This is a genomic window from Inquilinus sp. NPDC058860 (assembly GCF_042743185.1).
GTDB lineage: Bacteria > Pseudomonadota > Alphaproteobacteria > DSM-16000 > Inquilinaceae > Inquilinus.
In genome coordinates, this window is record NZ_JBHYMS010000031.1 from 1 (window position 1) to 19,879 (window position 19,879).

Here is a 19,879-nt window from a genome sequence, read left to right on the forward strand (position 1 = left end):
GGGCGGCGAGACCAACTTCCACGCCTCCTACAACGGCAACATCCTGGTCAACGCCATGACCGTGGGCGTGGCCGGCACCGACAAGATCTTCTATTCGGCCGCCGGCGGCATCGGCAACCCGGTGGTCTATGTCGGCTCCAAGACCGGCCGCGACGGCATCCACGGCGCCACCATGGCGTCGGCCGAATTCGACGAGGCGTCGGAGGAGAAGCGCCCGACCGTGCAGGTCGGCGACCCCTTCACCGAGAAGCTGCTGATCGAGGCCTGCCTGGAGCTGATGGCCACCGACGCCATCGTCGCCATCCAGGACATGGGCGCGGCCGGCCTGACCTCGTCCTCGGTCGAGATGGCCAGCAAGGGCGGCTGCGGCATCGAGCTGGACCTCGACCACGTGCCGCAGCGCGAGACCGGCATGGTCCCCTACGAGATCATGCTGTCCGAGAGCCAGGAGCGGATGCTGATGGTGCTGAAGCCCGGCCGCGAGGCCGAGGCCGAAGCGATCTTCCGCAAATGGGAGCTGGACTTCGCCGTGATCGGCCGGGTCACCGACACCGGCCGCATGGTGCTGAAGATGCACGGCATGGTCTGGGCCGACATGCCGGTGGCGGAGCTGGTCGACGCCTCGCCGAACTACGCCCGGCCGTGGGAGCCGACGCCGAAGCAGCCGGAGATCGCGGCCGCGTCCCTGCCCCTGCCGGAAACGCCGGAGGCGGTGCTGGCCCGCCTGCTGGCCTGCCCCGACCTCGCCTCCAAGCGCTGGATCTGGGAGCAGTATGACAGCCAGGTCGGCGCCGACACCGTGGCCCTGTCCGGCCAGGCCGATGCCGCGCTGGTGCGGGTGCACGGCACCGGCAAGATCCTGGCGATCACCACCGACTGCACGCCGCGCTACTGCCTGGCCGACCCCGAGGCCGGCGGCGCCCAGGCCGTCGCCGAGGCGTGGCGGAACCTCACGGCCACCGGCGCCCTGCCGCTCGCGATCACCGACAACATGAACTTCGGCAACCCCGAGAAGCCGCGGATCATGGGCCAGTTCGTCGGCTGCATCCAGGGCATGAAGGCGGCCTGCCTGGCCCTTGATTTCCCTGTCGTTTCCGGCAACGTCTCGCTCTACAACGAAACCTCCGGCGAAGGCATCATGCCGACCCCGGCGATCGGCGGCGTCGGCCTCATCGCGGATGGCGGGCGCCATGTCCGGCTCGGCTTCAAGGCCGCCGGCGAAACCATTGTCCTGATTGGCGAAACCAAAGGGCATCTCGGCGCTTCGCTGTATGCCCGCGAGATCCATGGCCGCGAGGACGGCGCGCCGCCGCCGGTCGATCTGGCCGCCGAGCGCCGCAACGGCGATCTGGTGCGGGCGCTGATTCAGGACGGGACGGCCACCGCCTGCCACGACCTCTCCGATGGCGGCCTCTATGTCGCCCTGGCGGAGATGGCGATGGCCGGGCGGATCGGCGCCGCGGTAGATCTTCCGGCCGAGGCCGGGCTGCTGTTCGGCGAGGACCAGGGCCGCTACCTGGTCACCACGGCCGATGGCGAGGCGCTGCTGGCGCGGGCCCGCGCGGCGGGCGTCCCCGCCCAAATCATCGGCCGTACCGGCGGCGACGTGTTGAAGCGCAAGGACGGCAGTGCCATATCCGTGGCTGAGCTGCGCCGCGTCAACGAGGCGTGGCTGCCCGGATACATGACCGATATCGTCCAGGCTGGAGAGGCATAGAGATGGCGATGGACCCGGCGGAGATCGTCCGCCTGATCAAGGATGGCCTGCCCGGCGCCGAGGTGCGGATCGAGGATCTGCGCGGCGACGGCGATCACTACGCCGCCTACGTCACCAGCTCCGCCTTCACCGGCAAGAGCCGCGTGCAGCAGCATCAGATGGTCTATCAGGCGCTGGGCGGCCGGATGGGCAACGAGCTGCACGCGCTGATGCTGCACACCACCGCCGCCGAAGCCTGACCCTTTCCCCGGAGCGAGTTTCCCATGGACAATCCCGTCTTCGAGCGCATCCGCAGCGACATCGCCGGCACCGACGTCGTCGTCTACATGAAGGGCACCCCGGTGTTCCCACAGTGCGGCTTCTCGGCCGCGGTGGTGCAGGTGCTGACCCATCTCGGCGTGCCGTTCAAAGGCATCGACATCCTGACCGACCCCGGCCTGCGCCAGGGCATCAAGGAATTCTCGAACTGGCCGACCATCCCGCAGGTCTACGTCAAGGGCGAGTTCGTCGGCGGCTGCGACATCGTCCGCGAGATGTACCAGACCGGCGAGTTGCAGGAGCTGCTGGAGAGCAAGGGCGTCGCCGTCGCCGCCCAGGGCTGAGCCCGCTCCGGACGATCTGGACCAGACAGAATGCCCGCCCCTCTCCGGGGCGGGCATTGTCATTTGACCCGGAGCGTCAGAGCACGAAATCCGCCGACGCCAGGGCGATATTGCCGGTCAGAGTGATGTGGAAGTCGGTGACCTTGTCGCCGTTGACGTCGCCGCCGATGGTGGTCACACCACCGACCGTCACATAGCGCAGCTGGCCGGCCACACCGGTGTAGGCGCCGGTGCCGATGAAGCTGAAGGCCTGGTTGCCGGCTGCTGCAGTGCTGGCATCGATCGCCGACAGATCGATGCGGTCGCCCTGGGCATGGCTGAAATCGGTGATCCGGTCGGCCCCCGCGCCCACGGGGCTGTGGGCGATGCTGCCGTAGACGAAGCGATCGGCCCCAGCGCCGCCGGAGAGCCTGTCCTTGCCGCCGAGCCCATTGAGCACGTCGTTGCCACCGCTCCCACTCAAGGCGTTGGCGCCGCTGTCTCCGACCAGGATGTCGTTGCCCTGGCTGCCGGCGAGATTCTCGATGCCGGTCAGGGTGTCTCCCGTGGCATCCCCGCCGCTGCTGGTGCCGGCGGCGAGACTGACCGACACGCCGACCGAGCTGGTGAAGTAGCTGGCGGTGTCGATGCCGTCGCCGCCATTCAGGTAGTCCGCCCCCGCTTCGCCCCGAAGAATGTCGCTGTCGGCGCCGCCATAGAGATAATCGTTGCCGGCCGCCCCGCTGATGGTGTCGTTGCCGGCATCGCCGTAGAGGCTCTCGACGTCGGCCGACCCGACCAAGGTGTCGTTGCCGTCTCCGCCGGAGCCGTAGTCGCTGCCGCCCCCACCGGTTTCGATCCGGTCGTCGCCGGCGCCGCCATACATGTAGTCCCGGCCGGTCCCGCCGCGGAGGATGTCGTTGCCGTCGTTCCCCGACAGGCTGTCGTCGCCATCGCCGCCCGCCAGCGTGTCGGTCCCGGCACCGCCGTTGAGGCTGTCGTTGCCTGCCGCCCCGTTCAGGACATCGGTGCCGTCGCCGCCGTAGATCGCGTCGATGCCGCCGGCCCCGGTGATGGTGTCGTTGCCGGACCCGGCATAGTAGGTCATCGTCTCTATGTTGATCGCCCGGCTGCCGTCGCTGCCGGCGGCGCCGTTCAGGGTGAAGCTGACCCCGGCGGCGGTGCTGCTGCGGTCGACATAGAGCGTGTCGGTGCCGGCGCCGCCATCGACGATGTCGACCCCGACGCCGGTGGCGATGTAGTCGTCGCCGTCGCCGCCGCTGAGATTGTCGTTGTCGGCGCCGCCATAGAGCGAATCGTTCCCGGCCGCGCCGGTGATGGTGTCGTTGCCGGCATCGCCGTACAGGCTGTCGGCATCAGCCGATCCGACCAAGGTGTCCTTGCCGTCGCCGCCGGAGCCGTAGTCGCTGCCGCCACCGCCGGTCTCGATCCGGTCGTCGCCGGCACCGCCATACATGTAGTCCCGGCCGGCACCGCCGCGGAGGATGTCGTTGCCGTCATTCCCCGACAGGCTGTCGTCGCCGACGCCGCCCCCGAGCGTGTCGTTGGCGGCGCCGCCGTTGAGGTTGTCGTTGCCCGCCGCCCCGTTCAGGACATCGGCGCCGTCGCCGCCATAGATCGCGTCGGTGCCGCCCGCCCCGTTGATGGTGTCGTTGCCGGACCCGGCATAGTAGGTCATCGTCTCCATGTTGATCGCCCGGCTGCCGTCGCTGCCGGCGGCGCCGTTCAGGGTGAAGCTGACCCCGGTGACGGTGCTGCTGCGGTCGACATAGAGCGTGTCGGTGCCGGCGCCGCCATCGACGATATCGACATCGACGCCGGTGGCGATGTAGTCGTCGCCGTCGCCGCCGCTGATGGTGTCGTTGCCGGCCCCGCCATAGAGCGAATCATTGCCGGCGGCACCGGTGATGGCGTCGTTGCCGGCATCGCCGTACAGGCTCTCGGCATCGGCCGATCCGACCATGGTGTCGTTGCCGTCACCGCCGGAGCCGTAATCGCTGCCGCCACCGCCGGTCTCGATCCGGTCGTCGCCGACCCCACCATACATGTAGTCCCGGCCGGCACCGCCGCGAAGGATGTCGTTGCCGTCGTTCCCCGACAGGCTGTCGTCGCCGTCGCCGCCCGTGAGCGTGTCGGTGCCGTTGCCGCCGTTGAGGTTGTCGTTGCCGGCGGCCCCGTTCAGGACGTCGGTGCCGTCATAGCCGTAGATCGTGTCGTTGCCCGCCGCCCCGGTGATGGTGTCGTTGCCCGATCCGGCGTAGTAGGTCATCAGCTCCATGTTGATCGCCCGGCTGCCGTCGCTGCCGGCGGCGCCGTTCAGGGTGAAGCTGACCCCGGTCGCAATGCTGCTGCGGTCGACATAGAGCGTGTCGGTGCCGGCGCCGCCATCGACGATGTCGACGCCGATCCCGGTGCTGATATAGTCGTCGCCGTCGCCGCCGCCGAGGTTGTCGTTGCCGACGCCGCCGTAAAGCGTGTCGTTGCCGGCCGCCCCGGTGATGGTGTCGTTGCCGGCGTCGCCGTAGAGGCTCTCGGCGTCGGCCGACCCGATCAGGGTGTCGTTGCCGTCGCCGCCCGAGCCGTAGTCGCCGCCACCCCCGCCGGTCTCGATCCGGTCGTCACCCTCGCCGCCATACATGTAGTCCCGGCCGGTGCCGCCTCGGAGGATATCGTTGCCCGCATATCCCTGCAGCGTATCGTCGCCCGCCAGACCGTCGATGGTATCGGCACTGGCGGTCCCGTTCAGGGAATCATTGCCGGAGGTTCCTGGAATGATCGCCATCGTGATTATGCCTTCTGTTCAAATCGCATGATCTCCTGCCGGCCCCGAGGCAGCGCCACACGTCCGATGCCCGAGATGCGCACGGATCGCCGAGCCCGAAGAGGAACCCCTAGCCTGCTTTGAAACGCCGTGTTCGGCATCAGCCGAACGGAGGGTGCGCGTCGTCGCGCAGGCGTGTATCTTGTCCGGCTTTTTTGCCGATTCGCCCCCGCACTCGGCCATGCCGAGCCCTCGACCCAGGCATGACGAGGTGGGGCGGGCGATGACGGCCCGGTCCGGTCCAGAATGGCGCCCAACCGCCCCGCAGCCCGCCGGGGCGGATATCGTTTCGCGGCCAGGAGGAACCCCGTGGTGTCGACAGCCGAGCAGGATCGGGACGACCGAGCCGTGCCCAACGTCCCCCATGGCCTGGCCGACGAGCTGCTGATCGACGCCGAGGTCGACGACATTCCCGTGCCCGCCACGCCGCTCAAGGCCGGGTGGCTGCTGGTGGTCAGCCTGGTCCTGATCGCGCTCAACCTGCGGCCGGCGCTGTCGAGCCTGGGGCCGGTGCTGAAGGAGATCATCGCCGACACCGGCATCTCCGCCGGCGCGGCGAGCCTGCTGACGACGGCGCCGGTGGTCTGCCTCGGCCTGTTCGGCGTGCTGGCCCCGCGGATCAGCCGGCGGCTGGGCACCGAGCGCGCGGTGCTGGCGTTGCTGCTGGTGCTGGCGGTCGGCACCGCGCTGCGCGGCCTGGGCACGCCCCCTGCCCTGCTGCTGGGCGCCGTCCTGGCCGGCGCCGGCATCGGCGTCACCAACGTGCTGCTGCCGGGCATCGTCAAGCGCGACTTCCCGGACCAGGCGCCGCTGATGACCGGGGTCTACACCATGGCGCTGTGCGCCGGCGCCGCCCTGGCCGCCGGCGCCACCCTGCCGATCGCCCAGGCGGCCGACGGGTCCTGGGCCGCGGCCCTGGCCTTCTGGGCGGTCCCGGCGATCATTGCCGCCCTGGTCTGGCTGACGCAGATCCCGCCCCGCCATGGCCCGGCCGCCCATGCCGGCTTCACCGTCCGCGGCCTGTGGAGCGACCCGCTGGCCTGGCAGGTGACGCTGTTCATGGGGCTGCAGTCCTCGCTGGCCTACAGCGTCTTCGGCTGGCTGGCCCCGATCCTGCGCGACCGCGGCGTCGACGGCGTGGCCGCCGGGATCATGGTGTCGGTCTCGATCATGGTCCAGGTCGCCGCCGCGCTGGTGGCGCCGTCGCTGGCGACCCGGGGCCGCGACCAGCGGCTGGCGGCGCTGCTGTGCATGGCGTTCTCGATCGTCGGGTTCCTGGGCTGCATCTTCGCGCCGCTCGGCACGGTCTGGCTCTGGATCGTGCTGCTCGGCATCGGCCAGGGCGCCGCCTTCGCCGTGGCGCTGACGCTGGTGGTGCTGCGCACGCCGGACGCCCATGTCGCGGCCCATCTCTCCTCGATGTCGCAGGGCGTGGGCTACACCCTGGCCTCCGGCGGGCCGCTGCTGATCGGCCTGCTGCACGACTGGACCGGCGGCTGGGCCGCGGCCGGGCTGTTCGTGCTCGCCATCGGCCTCGCCGCCGCCGTCGCCGGCATCGGCGCCGGCCGGGCGAAGCTGGTCTCGGCCAGGACGGTCGCGCGCTGAAACAGAAAGGGCGCCCCGAGGGCGCCCTTTCCGCATGACCGAGCCGGCTGGATCAGCGGCTGTAGAACTCGACCACCAGGTTCGGTTCCATCTGGACCGGGTACGGCACGTCGGCCAGGGCCGGGCTGCGCACCAGCTTGCCCTTGAAGGCGCCGTGATCGACCTCGATGTAGTCCGGCACGTCGCGCTCGGAGGACGAGATCGCGGCCAGGATCACCGGCAGCTCACGCGACTTCTGCTTGATCTCGATCACGTCGCTGTCCTTGACCTGGTAGGACGCGATGTTGAGGCGCTTGCCGTTCACCAGCACATGGCCGTGGTTGACGATCTGGCGGGCGGCGAACACGGTCGGGACGAACTTCATCCGGTACACGACGGTGTCCAGGCGGCGCTCCAAGAGACCGATCAGGTTCTCGCCGGTGTCGCCCTTGCGGCGCACGGCCTCCTCGAACAGGCGGCGGAACTGCTTCTCGCCGATGTTGCCGTAGTAGCCCTTCAGCTTCTGCTTGGACATCAGCTGCGTGCCGAAATCGGTCGGCTTCTTGCGCCGCTGGCCGTGCTGGCCCGGGCCGTATTCGCGGTTGTTCAGCGGGCTCTTCGGACGGCCCCAGAGGTTGACGCCGAGGCGGCGGTCGATCTTGTGCTTCGAATTCAGGCGCTTGCTCACGCGCTCGATCCTCTCTCATGTTGTCCCGGTAGGCCCCGCCAAAGGCAGGGCGGGGCGCCGGCTCATGCGCCGGACCCGCGTTCCCAGGAATGGAAGCGGTGAAGAACGCCATTCTGGGCCGGATGTCAAGCCTGAAGCCGGTTTCAGCCCGGCAGGTAATGGATATGCGGCCGGCCGTGATGCGGCGACCGTTCGACATGGGCCCGCACCCCGAACACCTCGCGGATCCGCGCCTCGGTCAGGATCTCCTCCGGCGCGCCGGCGCAGACCACCCGTCCCTCCCGCAGCAGCGCCACGGCGTCGCAGAACATGGCGGCCAGGTTGAGGTCGTGCAACGCGACGATGCTGGTCGCCGGCAGCCGCCCGACCAGCGCCAGGATCTCGAGCTGGTGCTGCACGTCGAGATGGTTGGTCGGCTCGTCCAGCAAGAGCTCGGTCGGCGTCTGGGCCAGGGCGCGGGCGATCTGCACCCGCTGCCGCTCCCCGCCCGACAAGGTGTGCCAGGGCTGGCCGCGCTTGTCCGCGAGCCCGACCCGGCGCAGCGCCTCCTCCACCGCCGCGTCGTCCTGCCCGGTCCAGGCCGAAAGGGGGCCGCGATGCGGCGTGCGGCCGAGCCGGACGATGTCGAGCACCGTCACCTGGGCCTCGGTCGCCGCCTGCTGCTCGACCAGGGCGACGCGGCGGGCGATGGCCGCGCGCGGCAGGCCGGCGATATCGGCGCCGCCCAAGGTGATCACGCCGCTCTCCACACGCCGCAGGCGGCAGATCAGGCGCAGCAGGGTCGACTTGCCGGCGCCGTTCGGACCCAGCAGGCCCAGCATCCGGCCGGGCGCCGCCTCCAGCGTGACGCCGTCGACGATCATCCGGCCGCCGGCGGCCCAGCGCACGTCCTGCGTCGCGATGGTCATGCCGCCCGCCTCGCCCGATAGAGCAGCAGCGCGAAAGCCGGCGCGCCGAACAGGGCGGTGACCACGCCGATCGGCAGGACCTGCTGCGGGATGATGATGCGCGAGACGATGTCGGCCAGCACCATGAAGACGGCGCCGATCATCGCCGAGGCGGGCAGCAGCCGGGCATGGCCGGGCCCGACCAGGAAGCGCGCCGCGTGGGGGATGACGAGGCCGACGAAGCCGACTGACCCGACGATGCTGACCATGGTCGCCGTCATCGCCGCGGTGGCCGCGAACAGCACCACCCGCACCCGGGTCACGGCGATGCCGAGCGAGGCGGCGGCGTCCGCCCCGAAGGTGAAGGCGTCGAGCGCGCGGGCGTGCAGGAGGCACAGGACGAAGCCGAGCGCGGCGACCGGGACCGCGACCTGGACGTCCGGCCAGCGCACGCCGCCCAGGCTGCCGAGCAGCCAGAACATCACGCCGCGCGCCTGCTCGGCATTGGCCGAGGTGGTGACGATGGTCGAGGTCACGGCGTTGAACAGCTGCGACCCGGCGACGCCCGCCAGGATGACGCGGTCGGTGCCGCCCCCGGTCCCGGCCGCCAGCAGCGACACCAGGACGAAGGCCAGGACGGCGCCGATGAAGGCGCCGCCGGACAGCGAGAGGGCGCCGCCGCCCACCCCCGCGATCATCACCGCGACGGCGCCGGTCGACGCCCCGGCGGAGATGCCGAGGACATAGGGCTCGGCCAGCGGGTTGCGCAGCAGCGCCTGCAGGATCGCGCCGGACAGGGCCAGCGCGGCGCCGCAGCAGGCCGCCACCAGGGCGCGGCTGAGCCGGTAGTCCCAGACCACGCCTTCCTGGATCGGGCTGACCGCGAAGCCGGCGCCGAGCAGCCCGTTGGCCAGCACCCGGACCGTGGTGGCCAGGGGGATCCGCATCTCGCCGATCGACACGGCGAGCGCGATGGCCGCGACCAGCGCCGCCAGGGACAGCGCGGCCAGCAGGGCGCGGACGCCCCAGCCGCCATCGAGGAGCGGCCTCATCCCCCGAGCCCGAAGCTCTTGATGCCGCGGGCCAGCGCCTCGATGCCGTCGACGGCGCGGATCGAGGGCTGCATCGCCTGCACGTCCATCACCACGAAATGCTTGTCCCTGACCGCCTGCAGCCGGCTGGCCACGGGATCGCCGGCGAGGAAGCCGAGCTTCGCCGCGATGTCGTCGGCCGGGTAGCGGCGGCGGCTCATCTGCCCCAGCACGATGATCGCGGGGTCGGCGGCGGCGATGCGCTCCCAGCTCACCAGCGGCCACTCCTCCTCCGTGGTGATGACGTTGCGGGCGCCGAGCTGCCGCAGGATCCAGGCCGGCACGCCGTTCCTGCCGGCGACGAACGCCTCGCCCGCGACCTCCTTGCTGGAGAACCAGAACACCACCGGCACGCCGCCCGCCTGCCGGCCGGCCACCGAGGCGATGGCCGCGGCCTCACGCTGCCGCAGCTCGGCGACCAGCGCCTCGCCCCGGTCGGACATGTCGAAGATCCGGGCCAGGTCGCGGATCTCCCGATAGACGAGGTCCATGGTGAAGAGCTGCCTGCGCACGCCGTCGCCGCCGCCGGAATTGTCCTTCGCGACGCAATCGGCCGGCGAGATGTAGGTCGGGATGCCGAGGCCGGCGAACTGCTCGCGCGTGCCGACCGAGCCCTTCGGCCCGACATGCCATTCGAACTGGGCCGTCACCAGCTCCGGCTCGGTCCCGACCACGGATTCGAAGCTGGGGTCGTTGTCGGCCAGGCGCGGGATCTTCGCGTTCGCCGCCTCATAGGCCGGCAGCACCGGGCCGAACCAGACGGCGGTGCCGACGATGCGGTCGGCCAGGCCGAGCGACAGCAGGATCTCGGTGCTGCTCTGCCCGATCGACACGGCGCGCCTCGGGGCGTGGTCGAAGGTGACGTCGACGCCGCAGTTGCGGATGGTCAGCGGATACTGCGTCGGGTCGGCCCAGGCCGCCGGCGACAGGACCAGAAGCCCGGCCAGGGCCAGGGCACGCGCCAGAACGCACGAAGAAAAGGACCGGAATGCCGCCATGATGCCTCCTGCCCGGGCCACCCCGCCCGGGAAACGGATTGCGCTGCGACGGCAGGTCTCCTGGCTCGCGGATCATGGCTTCGCATCGGCCTTCCCACCCGCGCCGCGGGCAGTGGCATGGCCCTCGAGGGACCACGAGGACGCTCGGCGATCCGCTGACAGTTGCGGGGGCAGCCACGGATTCCGCCCACCCATGCACTTGATGGGGGGCGCCACCGTGTTCCCTTTTGATCCCGGATGGGAACCGTCGCCGCGATGTGTATCAGCACGGCCGAGAGCCGGTCAATCGAGGGGAATCGGACATCCCTTTCTGTCATGCCCGGGCTTGACCTGGGCATCCAGAAATGTCGAGGCCGCTCCGGGTGGCCCCTGGATCCTCGGGTCAAGCCCGAGGATGACAATAGAAATTGAAACCCTCTCCTCTCCTACGCCCGAAAGTCCTCGACCAGACACCCGTAAGCTCGACATGGCACCCGGCGACGGCGCTCAGCTGCTGTCCGGCTTCGGGAGCCCAGGCGGCGGGCGGCCGTCTTCGAGCGTGTCCGGCCGTTCAGGCCAGCCGTCTCCGGCCTCAGTCACGGCAATGCATTCCGGTTCCGCACCGGGCGGACTGCCGGAGGCATCGTCATCGGCCTCAAGGACGTCGTCCCAGCCCTGCGGCAGCCGGCTCGGGTCCAGCCGGCGGCCGAGCCAGCGGCAGACCTCCCGCACGAATTCGTCGGGCGGCAGCGTGTCGATGCGGACGTCCAGGACCTCGTCCTCGGTCAGCCTCTCCCACACGTCGGCCCGCAGGCGTTCGGTCGCCTCGGGATCGACGGTCCCGCCGACCCCGGCGAGGTCCGCCGCCTCGGCGGCCGTGACCGCCTCGACCACCGCCTGCACCGCCTGCTCCCGCCGCCGGCGGCGGCGCTCCAGCGCCCCCGACTCCTTGGCCGCGGCCCGGCGGTGCAGGTGTTTGCCGCGGACCCGCTCGGCCATGGCGATCGACAGGCGTATCGAGCGGGACAGGCGCGACTGCATCAGCGCGAAATCCGGCGCCGCCTCCCGCCCCGCCGGCGTCACCGACTGCTGCTGCAGCGTCATCCGCTTGGACCGGATGTCGATGTCGACCACATCGCGCAGCTTCTCCAGCGCCCATCCCGTCCAGTTCAGGTCGGGATCGGCCGGCCGGGCCTCGGTCGCGTCGCGATCGGTCTGCGCCATGCTCATGGAACGTATCATGAACATGATCGCGAGCTAAGGCAATAGGACGTTGCGCAAACTCATCTCGCCCGTCGGGCGGCGGAATCACTCGTCCTCGGTGAAGAAGTCCTCGTCCAGCCGCTTGAACTCGATCGCCCGGCTGACGCGGACGCCGACATCGTGCTCGATCATCAGGTCTGCGAGGCGCTGGCCGTCGATCAGGATCACCCTCTGCGAGAGGTGCTGGACGAAGTCTTTCGCCTGCTGGCTGAAGCCGGAGGTGGTGACGAAGACGCCCTTGGTCGCGCCGCGCCCGACGAGGCTGCCGACGAAGGCCTGGACGTCGGGCCGGCCGACGGTGATGCCCTCGGCATAGCGCTTGGCCTGGACGTAGATGCGGTCCAGCCCCAGCCGGTCCTCGTTGATCTCACCGTCGATGCCACCGTCGCCGCTGCGGCCCAGCCGGGTGGCGGCGTTGCGATGCGAGCCGCCATAGCCCATCGCGACCAGGAGATCGACGATCACCTGCTCGAAGAAACTACGGCTGTTCTGCAGGATGCGCTGCAGCAACTCGTCGCGCAGCGCCGCCTGCAGGGCGAGATGGGCGGCCTCGATCTGCTCTTCCGGCGTGGTCGTGGCCGTCGGCTCGGAGACCGCCAAAGAGGCTTCGGGGGTCAAGCCAGCTTCAGCGCCCGCCTCTGCACCGCCGCGATAGAAGTCCCGGAAGCTCGGGTACTGCTGCAGGAGCTCTACATCGATCCGCTCCGGATTGCGCGCGAGCAGGGCGCGCCCGGCCTCGCTGGCGACGAAGCGGCCGCGGCGGGGCGAATCGATCAGCCCGGCCTTGCCCATGTAGAACTTCGCCCAGTGGATCCGGTTGCTCAGGATCTTCTGCCGGCCGCTGGGCAAAAGCTGGTCCCGCTCCTCCGCGGCCAAGCCGAATTCGTCGGCGATCCGATCCTCGAGATCGGGCACGCGGGTCTCGCCCAGCGCGGCGTGCCGCAGGACCGGCAGCATCAGGGTCTGGTAGTCGGGGATCGCCATCGTCGCCTCACGCCATTGCCTTGCGCGGCCGGCCGCGCCGCCCCTTGGTCACGGCGCCCTTCGCCGCCCGCTCGGCGCGGATGCGGTCAAGCAGGACCAAGGCCGGCTCATCCGCCGAGTCCTGCGGCACCAGCTCTCCCCGGAACGCCTTGGCCAGCACCGCCTGGTCCAGCCGATCGAGCAGCTTGCGGGCGCCCTCCGCCTCCGCGGCCAGGCGGTCGATCCGGACGAAGGCAGCCTCGATGTGGCGGACGATTTCCGCTCGCTTCTCAGGGCTTGGCATAGGGATTGTCACGGTTCGTAGGGCCTGTTGGCTGATGTTGCGCATCGACAACTGGTTCCCTGACGAGATCTCCTCCAACTGGCGACGCCTCTCCGGCGATCTGAGGTACCAGAGCACCCATTGTTTGATCGGCTCATGAAATTCCAGCCGCAGAACTTTGTCACTCAGTACAGATTGCCTGGATCCGAATCAACGATAACGCAGGCGCCGACCAACTCGATCGTGTTGTCGGTCGGCCGCGATCAGGAAGCCGCCGGTGCCGGCCGCCGGGTCCTGGATCACCTCGCCAGCTTTCGGCGGGCTCGAACGTCGGGAGAGGAAAGGCGCGCGTAACGGGTCAGTATCACGGCGAGGGCGGGGCGGCCCAGGGGTTCAGGATCGCGGCGCCGGTCGAAGTGAAATCCACGGTGTTCCGGGTCACGACGGTCATCGAATGGACCAGGGCCGTGGCGGCGATCAGCGCGTCGCGCACCGGCCGCGGATCGGGCACGCGCAAGGCCGCGCTGCGGCGCGCCACGGCCGGGTCGACCGGCAGGATACGGTCGGCGAAGACCGGCAGCACGTGGCCGTCGAGCCAGTCTCGCAACAGTGCCCCCTGCGACCGGTCGCGCCGTCCAGCCAGAAGGACGCCGATCTCCAGCTCCTGCACCGTGATCGCCGACAGGAACAGGCTGACCTGCGGCACCGAGGCGACCCAGGCCGCGACGTTCCGATCCGCCTTTCCAGACCGCACCTTCCGCAGTTCCGAGACGACGTTGGTGTCGAGCAGATACATCAGGTGAAGTCCGCCGGCCGCGCCAGATCGTCCAGACGCGGCGGCTCGAACTCCACATCCTCCACTCCCGGCGGCAGGCCGAGGCTGGCGATCCAGTCGCCCTGGTCGCCGGCCAGCCGGCGATACTCCTCGATCGTCAGCAGCACATGGGCCGGCCGGCCCCGATCGGTGATGAAGACCGGCCCGCGACGCGCCAGCCGCTTGGCCCGGCTGGCGTCCTGATTGAACTCGCGGCTGGAAAGGGTCGTGATTGGCATCCGACATCTCCCTTTTGTAGAGATGTTACTATATCCTGACTCCGGTTGACCACCCCTACGCCGCGGGCCGGCCCCAGATGGCGTCGTTCAGATCCTGCAGCACCGATTCCAGATGCTGGTCGAAGTCACGGTCGATGGCGGCGAAGCCGCCATGCTGAGCGAAGACGGACTGCGCCGCAGCGAGACACCCCTTCGGCGCCTTGGTACCGGATATCCGCGTGGGCGCCGCCGCCGGCCCCAGCCTCGACATCTTCGCCGCTCTGCTCGCGTATCGATGATTTTTTCTAAAACTATTCTATAAAAAGCAATTCGGAGAATCTTCTAATCTCAATTGAAATCAATAAAACAGTTTTATTTATGGAAAATTATTTCTGTTGACGCCCCTCAAGATTCAAGGACTATTTTCCTCATTCTGGATTGCAAGCGTCTATAGAGGCCATCGTTGAACAAGAGGCGCGGCAGTGACCTGCGCCCAACCACCAGGCTGAGATCAAGTCCACCGCCTGCATTGATCAGGTCCTCGGCAGCAAGCCGCGTGGCGACAAGCCGTCGCTCGCCCGGAGGAGCTTGCCTGTGCCGACCGGCCGCCCCGATGGAGACGAACAATGAACCTCGCCGCGCCCGCCATGCCTTCGGCACACGATCTCCTGGCCCGCCTCCAGATGCTGATAGACCGGGGCGGGCCGGAGCCGGATGCGTACGAGTCCCTCACATCGATGCTCGGCGAGGCTGACGACCTCGTGCTTCGGGGAATGGCCACCAGGCGCGAACTGCAGCAGATCTGGTGGGATCAGGGCGAGTCCTTCCTGCGCGACACGATGCAGGGCTTCGTGCTCTTGAAGCCTCATGGTTACGCCGGCGATTTCGAGATCATCGACCGGATCTATACGCATTGGACCTCGCCCAATCCGCACTTCGTCCGTTGGGACCAGTATTTCCATGCCCAGAGTGGTGCGCACGCCGTCAGGAATCGACAACTGGTGCTGCAGCAGGTCATCCGACAAGCGATGGCCGAGCAGCCCGGCCGACAACTGCACATCCTGAACCTCGGCAGCGGCCCCTGCCGGGATGTCAGGGACTTCATCGACGCAAACCCGGACGCCGATGTGGCGATCGACTGCGTCGATCAGGACGCAAACGCCATCGCCCACGCAACCGGCCTGCTTGCTTCGACCCGCGGCAGAGCCGCGGTCCGGTTCCATAGAGGCAATGCGCTCCGCTTCACCTCTTCCCCGAGATACGACCTGGTCTGGTCGGCCGGCCTGTTCGATTATCTCTCGGATCGACTGTTCGTGGCGCTGCTTTCGCGGATCGCGCGCTGGTTGCGGCCCGGCGGCAGGATCGTCGTCGGGAACTTTTCCACGCAACACCCGTCGCGCCGCTATATGGAGGTGGTCGGCGAGTGGATGCTTCGTCACCGAGATGAAGCATTGCTGTGGAGGCTTGCCGAGCGCGCGGGATTCGAGGGAGATCGCGTGCGGGTCTTCGGGGAACCCGCGGGCGTCAACCTCTTTCTCGATTACCGCATGTGAGCCGAGCGGCATCCCGAGTTCGCCCAGATCCCCTCCGCATCGACGGGCATGGCGTGCGGGTCGGATGGCCGGCCACGATCGTCAAGCCACGGCCGACGCCGATGATGGAAAGCAGCCTCGCCTCATGGTTTCGGCCAGGTTCGTCACATCTTAAGATATATCTTGAAAGCGATCGTTGGTCGGCATATCTTACGATATATCGAAATCAATGGAGCAAGTTCGATGTTCGGACGACACCATCGCGGACACCGCGACGATTGCGGCGGCGACGAGATGTGGGCCGGCGGCCGTGGCCGCGGCGGCCGCATGTGGGGCCATGGCGGCGGCGGCTTCGGCGGCCGCGGCTTCGGGGGCTTCGGCGGCGGCGATCTGATGCGCGCCGGCCGGATGCTGGCCCAGGGCGACCTGCGCCTGCTGGCGCTGGCGCTGATCGAGGAGCAGCCGCGCCACGGCTACGAGATCATCAAGCTGATCGAGGAAAAGACCGGCGGCTGGTACAGCCCGAGCCCGGGCACGGTCTACCCGACCCTGACCTATCTCGAGGAGGCCGGCTACGTCACGGTCGAGGCCGAGGGCAGCAAGAAGCTGTACCGGATCACCGACGAAGGCCGCGCCTATCTCGACGCCAACCGCGGCATCGTCGACGCGGTGCTGGGCCGGCTGGCCGCGGCCGGCGAGAAGATCGCCTGGGTCAACAAGATGATGGGCGGCGAGCGGGACCGCGAGCGCGAGCGGTCGAGCCGGATGCCGTCGCTGGTGGTCGCGGCGCTGGACAACCTGCGCGAGGCGACGGCGCAGAAGCTGGCCGAGGATGCGGACGCCGAGACCCGGATCGTCGAGATCCTGGCCCGGGCGGCGGCCGAGATCCGTCGCGGCTGAGGGCGGCGGCATGAGCCCCGCCCCCCTTCCCTACCCCGCCCCGGCCCTGGCCCGGCTGCGCGATGCCGGGCTGCGGCCGACCCGGCCGCGCCGCATCCTGCTGGCGGTGCTGGCCGAGGCCGACCGCACGCTCGACGCCCAGGAGATCCTGGGCCGGGCGCGCCGGCTGGACCCGCGGATCAGCCTGGCCACGGTCTACCGCTTCCTGGCGGCGCTGCGCCGGGCCGGCCTCACCGGCTGGCGCGACGACGCACCGAAGCGCCTGGCGGTGGGCCCGGCCGCCGCGCCGGCGGAGACGCTGACGCTGGGCGAGGTCCAGCTGCGCGCCGCCCTGGCCGACGTGCTGCGCCAGTTCGGCTATCGCCTGGTCCGCGCCCGGTTCGAGCTCGAGGTCGAGAAGCTGCATCCCGCAGCGCCGGTGGCCGACCCCGACCCGCTTTCAGCCTTCGCCAAGCTCGCGCAGATTCCCTGATGTTCGGGCCGGTCGCGCTGGCGTGCTAGGGTCGGCCGATGGCACCGAGCTTTCTGATCGACGGCCCCGCCGGGGCCCGCACCACCATCCTGCTGGCCCATGGTGCCGGCGCGCCGATGGATTCGGCCTCGATGACCGCGACGGCGAAGGCGCTGGCGGAGGCCGGGTTCCGGGTGGCGCGCTTCGAGTTCGGCTACATGGCGGCCCGGCGCGACGGGCAGCGCAAACCGCCGCCGCGGGCCGAGACCGTGATCCCGGAATACCGGGCCGCGGTCGATGCCCTCGGCGCCACGGGGCCCCTGATCATCGGCGGCAAGTCGATGGGCGGGCGCGTGGCGTCGATGGCCGCGGACGAGATGCACGCAGCAGGGCGGATCGCCGGGCTGCTGTGCCTCGGCTATCCGTTCCACCCGCCGGGCAAGCCGGCGCAGCTGCGCACAGCGCATCTCGCCGGCCTCGCGACACCGGCCCTGATCTGCCAGGGCACGCGCGACGAGTTCGGCACCCGCGACGAGGTCGCCGGCTACGCCCTGTCGGACCGGATCGAACTGCTGTGGCTGGAGGACGGCGACCACGACCTGAAGCCGCGCAAGAGCGTCTCCGGCTTCACCGCCGCCGAGCATCTGCGGACAGTCGCGGCGGCGGTGTCGGCCTGGGCCGGACGGATCACGCGCGGCTGATCCCTACCCCCCGCCCTTCCGCCGGCCGGCCAGGGCGACGATCATGCCGTGCAGGGTCCGCACCTCCTGCTCCGACAGCTGCGCACGCAGCAGGAAGGCGCGGATGTTGCGCTGCATGCTCGGCTTCTTCTCCGGCACCCGGAAGAAGTTGCCGGCGTCCAGCGCCTCTTCGAGATGCTCGAACAGGTTCAGCAGCTGGTCCTTGGTCGCCGGCGGCGCGTCCTCCTCATAGTCCAGCCGCCGCTCCGGCGTGGCGTCGCCGGCGGTGAACCACTCGTAGGCGACGAGCAGTACGGCCTGGGCCAGGTTCAGCGAGGAGAAGGCGGGGTTCAGCGGCACATTGACCACGGCATCGGCCAGGGCGATGTCGTCATTGGTCATGCCGGTGCGCTCCGGCCCGAACAGGATGCCAGTGCCGACGCCCGCGGCGTGGTGCGCCCGCATCTCCGTCGCCGCCCGGCGCGGGGTCACCACCGGCTTCAGCTGGTCGCGCAGCCGCGCCGTGGTGGCGTAGACGGCGCCGAGATCGGCGATCGCGTCCTCGGTCCGCTCGAACACCCGGACATGGTCGAGCACGGCGTCGGCGCCGGAGGCGGTGGGCACCGCCTTCGGGTTCGGCCAGCCGTCGCGCGGCCGCACCAGGCGCAGATCGGTCAGGCCGCAATTCAGCATCGCCCGCGCCGCGGTGCCGATGTTCTCGCCCATCTGCGGCTCGATCAGGATGATCGCCGGGCCGCCCAGCAGCGGGTCGCGGGTCTGGTCGGTGCCGGCCATCAGAACTGGTCCATCACTGGGGGGCCGCGGCGCCGGCCCGCAGCAGCGCATAGGTGAAGCTGTCGCCCAGCGCCTCGAAGGAGGCGTCGATGACGTTGGTCGAGACGCCGATGGTCGACCAGCGCGTGCCGTCGGCATCCTCGGTCTCGATCATCACCCGCGGCATGGCGCCGGTGCCCTCGTTCGAGCGCAGGATGCGGACCTTGAAGTCGACCAGCCGCAGCGGCTTCAGGCCGGGATAGATCGGCTCCAGCGCCTTGCGCATGGCGTTGTCGAGCGCGTTGACCGGGCCGTTGCCGAAGGACACCTCGTGCAGGGACCTGGTCCCGACGCGCACCAGCACCGTGGCCTCGGATTCCTGCACCACCTCGCCGCGGGCGTTGAAGCGCCGCTCGTCGACCACGGTGAACCGGTCCATGGCGAAGTAGGCCGGCACCTGGCCCAGCATGCGCCGGGCCAGGAGCTCGAAGCTGGCGGCCGCGGTGTCGTAGGAATAGCCCTCGAACTCGCGCTGCTTCACCAGGTCGACCAGCCGCTCGACATTGCGGTCCTTCGGGTCGATGGCGACGCCGATCTCGGCGAAGCGGGCCAGGATGTTGGCCCGCCCGGCCTGGTCGGAGACGACGAGATGGCGGCGGTTGCCCACCCGCTCCGGCGCCACATGCTCGTAGGAGCGCGGGTCCTTGGCGATGGCGGAGACATGCAGCCCGCCCTTATGGGCGAAGGCGCGGCCGCCGACATAGGGTGCGCCGGATTGCGGCGTGCGGTTCAGCCGCTCGTCGAACCAGTGGCTGAGATCGGTCAGCGAGGCGAGGCCGGCCTCGGTGACCCCGGTCTCGTAGCCCATCTTCAGCGCGAGCGTCGGGATCAGGGTGACGAGGTTGGCGTTGCCGCAGCGCTCGCCCAGGCCGTTCAGCGTGCCCTGGATCTGGCGCACCCCGGCCCGCACCGCCGCCAGGCTGTTGGCGACGGCGTTGCCGGTGTCGTCATGGGCGTGGATGCCCAGCCGGTCGCCCGGGATGTGCCGGGCGACGGCCGTGACGATCTCGGTCACCTCGTGCGGCAGGGCGCCGCCATTGGTGTCGCACAGCACCACCCAGCGCGCCCCGGCCTCGAACGCCGCCTTGGCGCAGGCCAGGGCATAGTCCGGGTTGGCCTTCCAGCCGTCGAAGAAATGCTCGCAATCGAAGCCGACCTCGCGGCCGCGGCCGACCACCTCGGCGACGCTGTCGCGGATCAGCTCTAGATTCTCCTCGCGCGGGATGCCGAGCGCGACGTCGACATGGAAGTCCCAGGTCTTGCCGACGATCGATATCGACGACACGTCGCTGTTCAGCAGCGCCGACAGGCCGGGGTCGTTGGCGGCGCTGCGGCCCGGCCGCCGGGTCATGCCGAAGGCGGTGAAGCGGGCCTGGGCCAGCTTCGGCGGGTCGCGGAACAGCGCGTCGTCGGTCGGGTTGGCGCCGGGCCAGCCGCCCTCGACATAGTCGATGCCGAGCGCGTCGAGCCTCTTGGCGATGGCGATCTTGTCGGCGACCGAAAAGTCCACGCCCTGGGTCTGCGCGCCGTCGCGCAGGGTGGTGTCGAACAGCCAGATCCGCTCGCTCATCGCC

The 19,879-nt window shown here is 69.7% G+C and carries 21 protein-coding genes and 1 riboswitch; of the genes, 8 read left to right on the plus strand and 13 right to left on the minus strand.

Annotation, left to right across the window (positions count from 1 at the left end; genetic code table 11):
* The 3 genes from purL to grxD all read left to right on the plus strand — a co-directional run.
* Positions 1-1,717 (plus strand): phosphoribosylformylglycinamidine synthase subunit PurL (gene purL, locus ACFW16_RS20695; RefSeq protein WP_380308458.1); only part of this gene is annotated, 1,717 nt, incomplete at its 5' end.
* Positions 1,718-1,719: 2 nt separating this feature from the next.
* Positions 1,720-1,956, plus strand: a complete 237-nt coding sequence (locus tag ACFW16_RS20700) for a BolA family protein (protein WP_380308460.1) — start codon at positions 1,720-1,722, stop codon at positions 1,954-1,956.
* Positions 1,957-1,980: 24 nt separating this feature from the next.
* Complete coding sequence (gene grxD / locus ACFW16_RS20705) at positions 1,981-2,319, plus strand: Grx4 family monothiol glutaredoxin (RefSeq protein WP_380308462.1); 339 nt, start codon at positions 1,981-1,983, stop codon at positions 2,317-2,319.
* A gap of 76 nt (positions 2,320-2,395) precedes the next feature.
* Here grxD and ACFW16_RS20710 read toward each other — a convergent pair whose 3' ends face one another.
* A complete protein-coding gene (locus ACFW16_RS20710; protein ID WP_380308464.1) occupies positions 2,396-5,101 on the minus strand; it encodes a beta strand repeat-containing protein in 2,706 nt (901 codons plus the stop codon).
* 348 nt (positions 5,102-5,449) lie between these two features.
* Here ACFW16_RS20710 and ACFW16_RS20715 point away from each other — a divergent pair, with 348 nt between their 5' ends.
* Complete coding sequence (locus tag ACFW16_RS20715) at positions 5,450-6,745, plus strand: CynX/NimT family MFS transporter (RefSeq protein WP_380308466.1); 1,296 nt, start codon at positions 5,450-5,452, stop codon at positions 6,743-6,745.
* Positions 6,746-6,797: 52 nt separating this feature from the next.
* On the opposite strand, the gene rpsD is transcribed toward ACFW16_RS20715, so the two are convergent.
* The 10 genes from rpsD to ACFW16_RS20765 form a co-directional block, all read right to left on the minus strand.
* On the minus strand, positions 6,798-7,412 hold the full coding sequence (rpsD, locus tag ACFW16_RS20720; protein WP_380308468.1) for a 30S ribosomal protein S4: 615 nt from the start codon (positions 7,410-7,412) through the stop codon (positions 6,798-6,800).
* Positions 7,413-7,555: 143 nt separating this feature from the next.
* Positions 7,556-8,320 (minus strand): ABC transporter ATP-binding protein, encoded by a 765-nt coding sequence (locus tag ACFW16_RS20725; protein ID WP_380308470.1) that lies wholly within the window; start codon positions 8,318-8,320, stop codon positions 7,556-7,558.
* Entirely contained in the window at positions 8,317-9,351 is a 1,035-nt protein-coding gene (locus ACFW16_RS20730; protein WP_380308472.1) for a FecCD family ABC transporter permease, read from the minus strand. The genes ACFW16_RS20725 and ACFW16_RS20730 overlap by 4 nt, the downstream gene beginning before the upstream one ends.
* Positions 9,348-10,388: an ABC transporter substrate-binding protein gene (locus tag ACFW16_RS20735; protein ID WP_380308474.1), complete on the minus strand. Its 1,041-nt coding sequence runs from the start codon at positions 10,386-10,388 to the stop codon at positions 9,348-9,350. The genes ACFW16_RS20730 and ACFW16_RS20735 overlap by 4 nt, the downstream gene beginning before the upstream one ends.
* Positions 10,389-10,420: 32 nt before the next feature.
* Positions 10,421-10,652, minus strand: a riboswitch (cobalamin riboswitch).
* Positions 10,653-10,874: 222 nt separating this feature from the next.
* Complete coding sequence (locus tag ACFW16_RS20740) at positions 10,875-11,597, minus strand: hypothetical protein (RefSeq protein ID WP_380308476.1); 723 nt, start codon at positions 11,595-11,597, stop codon at positions 10,875-10,877.
* Positions 11,598-11,675: 78 nt separating this feature from the next.
* Positions 11,676-12,614: a restriction endonuclease gene (locus tag ACFW16_RS20745; protein WP_380308478.1), complete on the minus strand. Its 939-nt coding sequence runs from the start codon at positions 12,612-12,614 to the stop codon at positions 11,676-11,678.
* Between the two features lie 7 nt (positions 12,615-12,621).
* Positions 12,622-12,897, minus strand: coding sequence for a hypothetical protein (locus ACFW16_RS20750; protein ID WP_380308480.1), 276 nt, complete (start codon positions 12,895-12,897; stop codon positions 12,622-12,624).
* A gap of 343 nt (positions 12,898-13,240) precedes the next feature.
* The gene (locus tag ACFW16_RS20755) at positions 13,241-13,672 is read right to left on the minus strand and encodes a type II toxin-antitoxin system VapC family toxin (RefSeq protein WP_380308482.1); all 432 of its coding nucleotides are present in this window, start codon (positions 13,670-13,672) and stop codon (positions 13,241-13,243) included.
* The gene (locus ACFW16_RS20760) at positions 13,672-13,929 is read right to left on the minus strand and encodes a type II toxin-antitoxin system Phd/YefM family antitoxin (protein WP_380308484.1); all 258 of its coding nucleotides are present in this window, start codon (positions 13,927-13,929) and stop codon (positions 13,672-13,674) included. The genes ACFW16_RS20755 and ACFW16_RS20760 overlap by 1 nt, the downstream gene beginning before the upstream one ends.
* Before the next feature lie 55 nt (positions 13,930-13,984).
* Positions 13,985-14,179, minus strand: a complete 195-nt coding sequence (locus ACFW16_RS20765) for a hypothetical protein (RefSeq protein WP_380308486.1) — start codon at positions 14,177-14,179, stop codon at positions 13,985-13,987.
* Between the two features lie 355 nt (positions 14,180-14,534).
* Between ACFW16_RS20765 and ACFW16_RS20770 the strand changes: the two genes are divergently transcribed.
* The 4 genes from ACFW16_RS20770 (at position 14,535) to ACFW16_RS20785 (ending at position 17,492) form a co-directional block, all read left to right on the plus strand.
* The gene (locus ACFW16_RS20770; protein WP_380308488.1) at positions 14,535-15,461 is read left to right on the plus strand and encodes a class I SAM-dependent methyltransferase; all 927 of its coding nucleotides are present in this window, start codon (positions 14,535-14,537) and stop codon (positions 15,459-15,461) included.
* Between the two features lie 222 nt (positions 15,462-15,683).
* Positions 15,684-16,340 carry a PadR family transcriptional regulator gene (locus tag ACFW16_RS20775; protein ID WP_380308490.1) on the plus strand — a complete coding sequence of 219 codons (657 nt, stop codon included), beginning with the start codon at positions 15,684-15,686 and terminating at the stop codon, positions 16,338-16,340.
* A 10-nt stretch (positions 16,341-16,350) separates the two neighbouring features.
* Entirely contained in the window at positions 16,351-16,812 is a 462-nt protein-coding gene (locus tag ACFW16_RS20780; protein WP_380308492.1) for a Fur family transcriptional regulator, read from the plus strand.
* Positions 16,813-16,850: 38 nt separating this feature from the next.
* The gene (locus tag ACFW16_RS20785) at positions 16,851-17,492 is read left to right on the plus strand and encodes an alpha/beta family hydrolase (RefSeq protein WP_380308494.1); all 642 of its coding nucleotides are present in this window, start codon (positions 16,851-16,853) and stop codon (positions 17,490-17,492) included.
* A 3-nt stretch (positions 17,493-17,495) separates the two neighbouring features.
* Here ACFW16_RS20785 and ACFW16_RS20790 read toward each other — a convergent pair whose 3' ends face one another.
* Together ACFW16_RS20790 and cimA are read right to left on the minus strand one after the other, a co-directional pair.
* Positions 17,496-18,266, minus strand: coding sequence for an RNA methyltransferase (locus tag ACFW16_RS20790; protein WP_380308496.1), 771 nt, complete (start codon positions 18,264-18,266; stop codon positions 17,496-17,498).
* A 13-nt stretch (positions 18,267-18,279) separates the two neighbouring features.
* On the minus strand, positions 18,280-19,875 hold the full coding sequence (gene cimA / locus ACFW16_RS20795; protein WP_380308498.1) for a citramalate synthase: 1,596 nt from the start codon (positions 19,873-19,875) through the stop codon (positions 18,280-18,282).
* Positions 19,876-19,879: the final 4 nt, after the last annotated feature.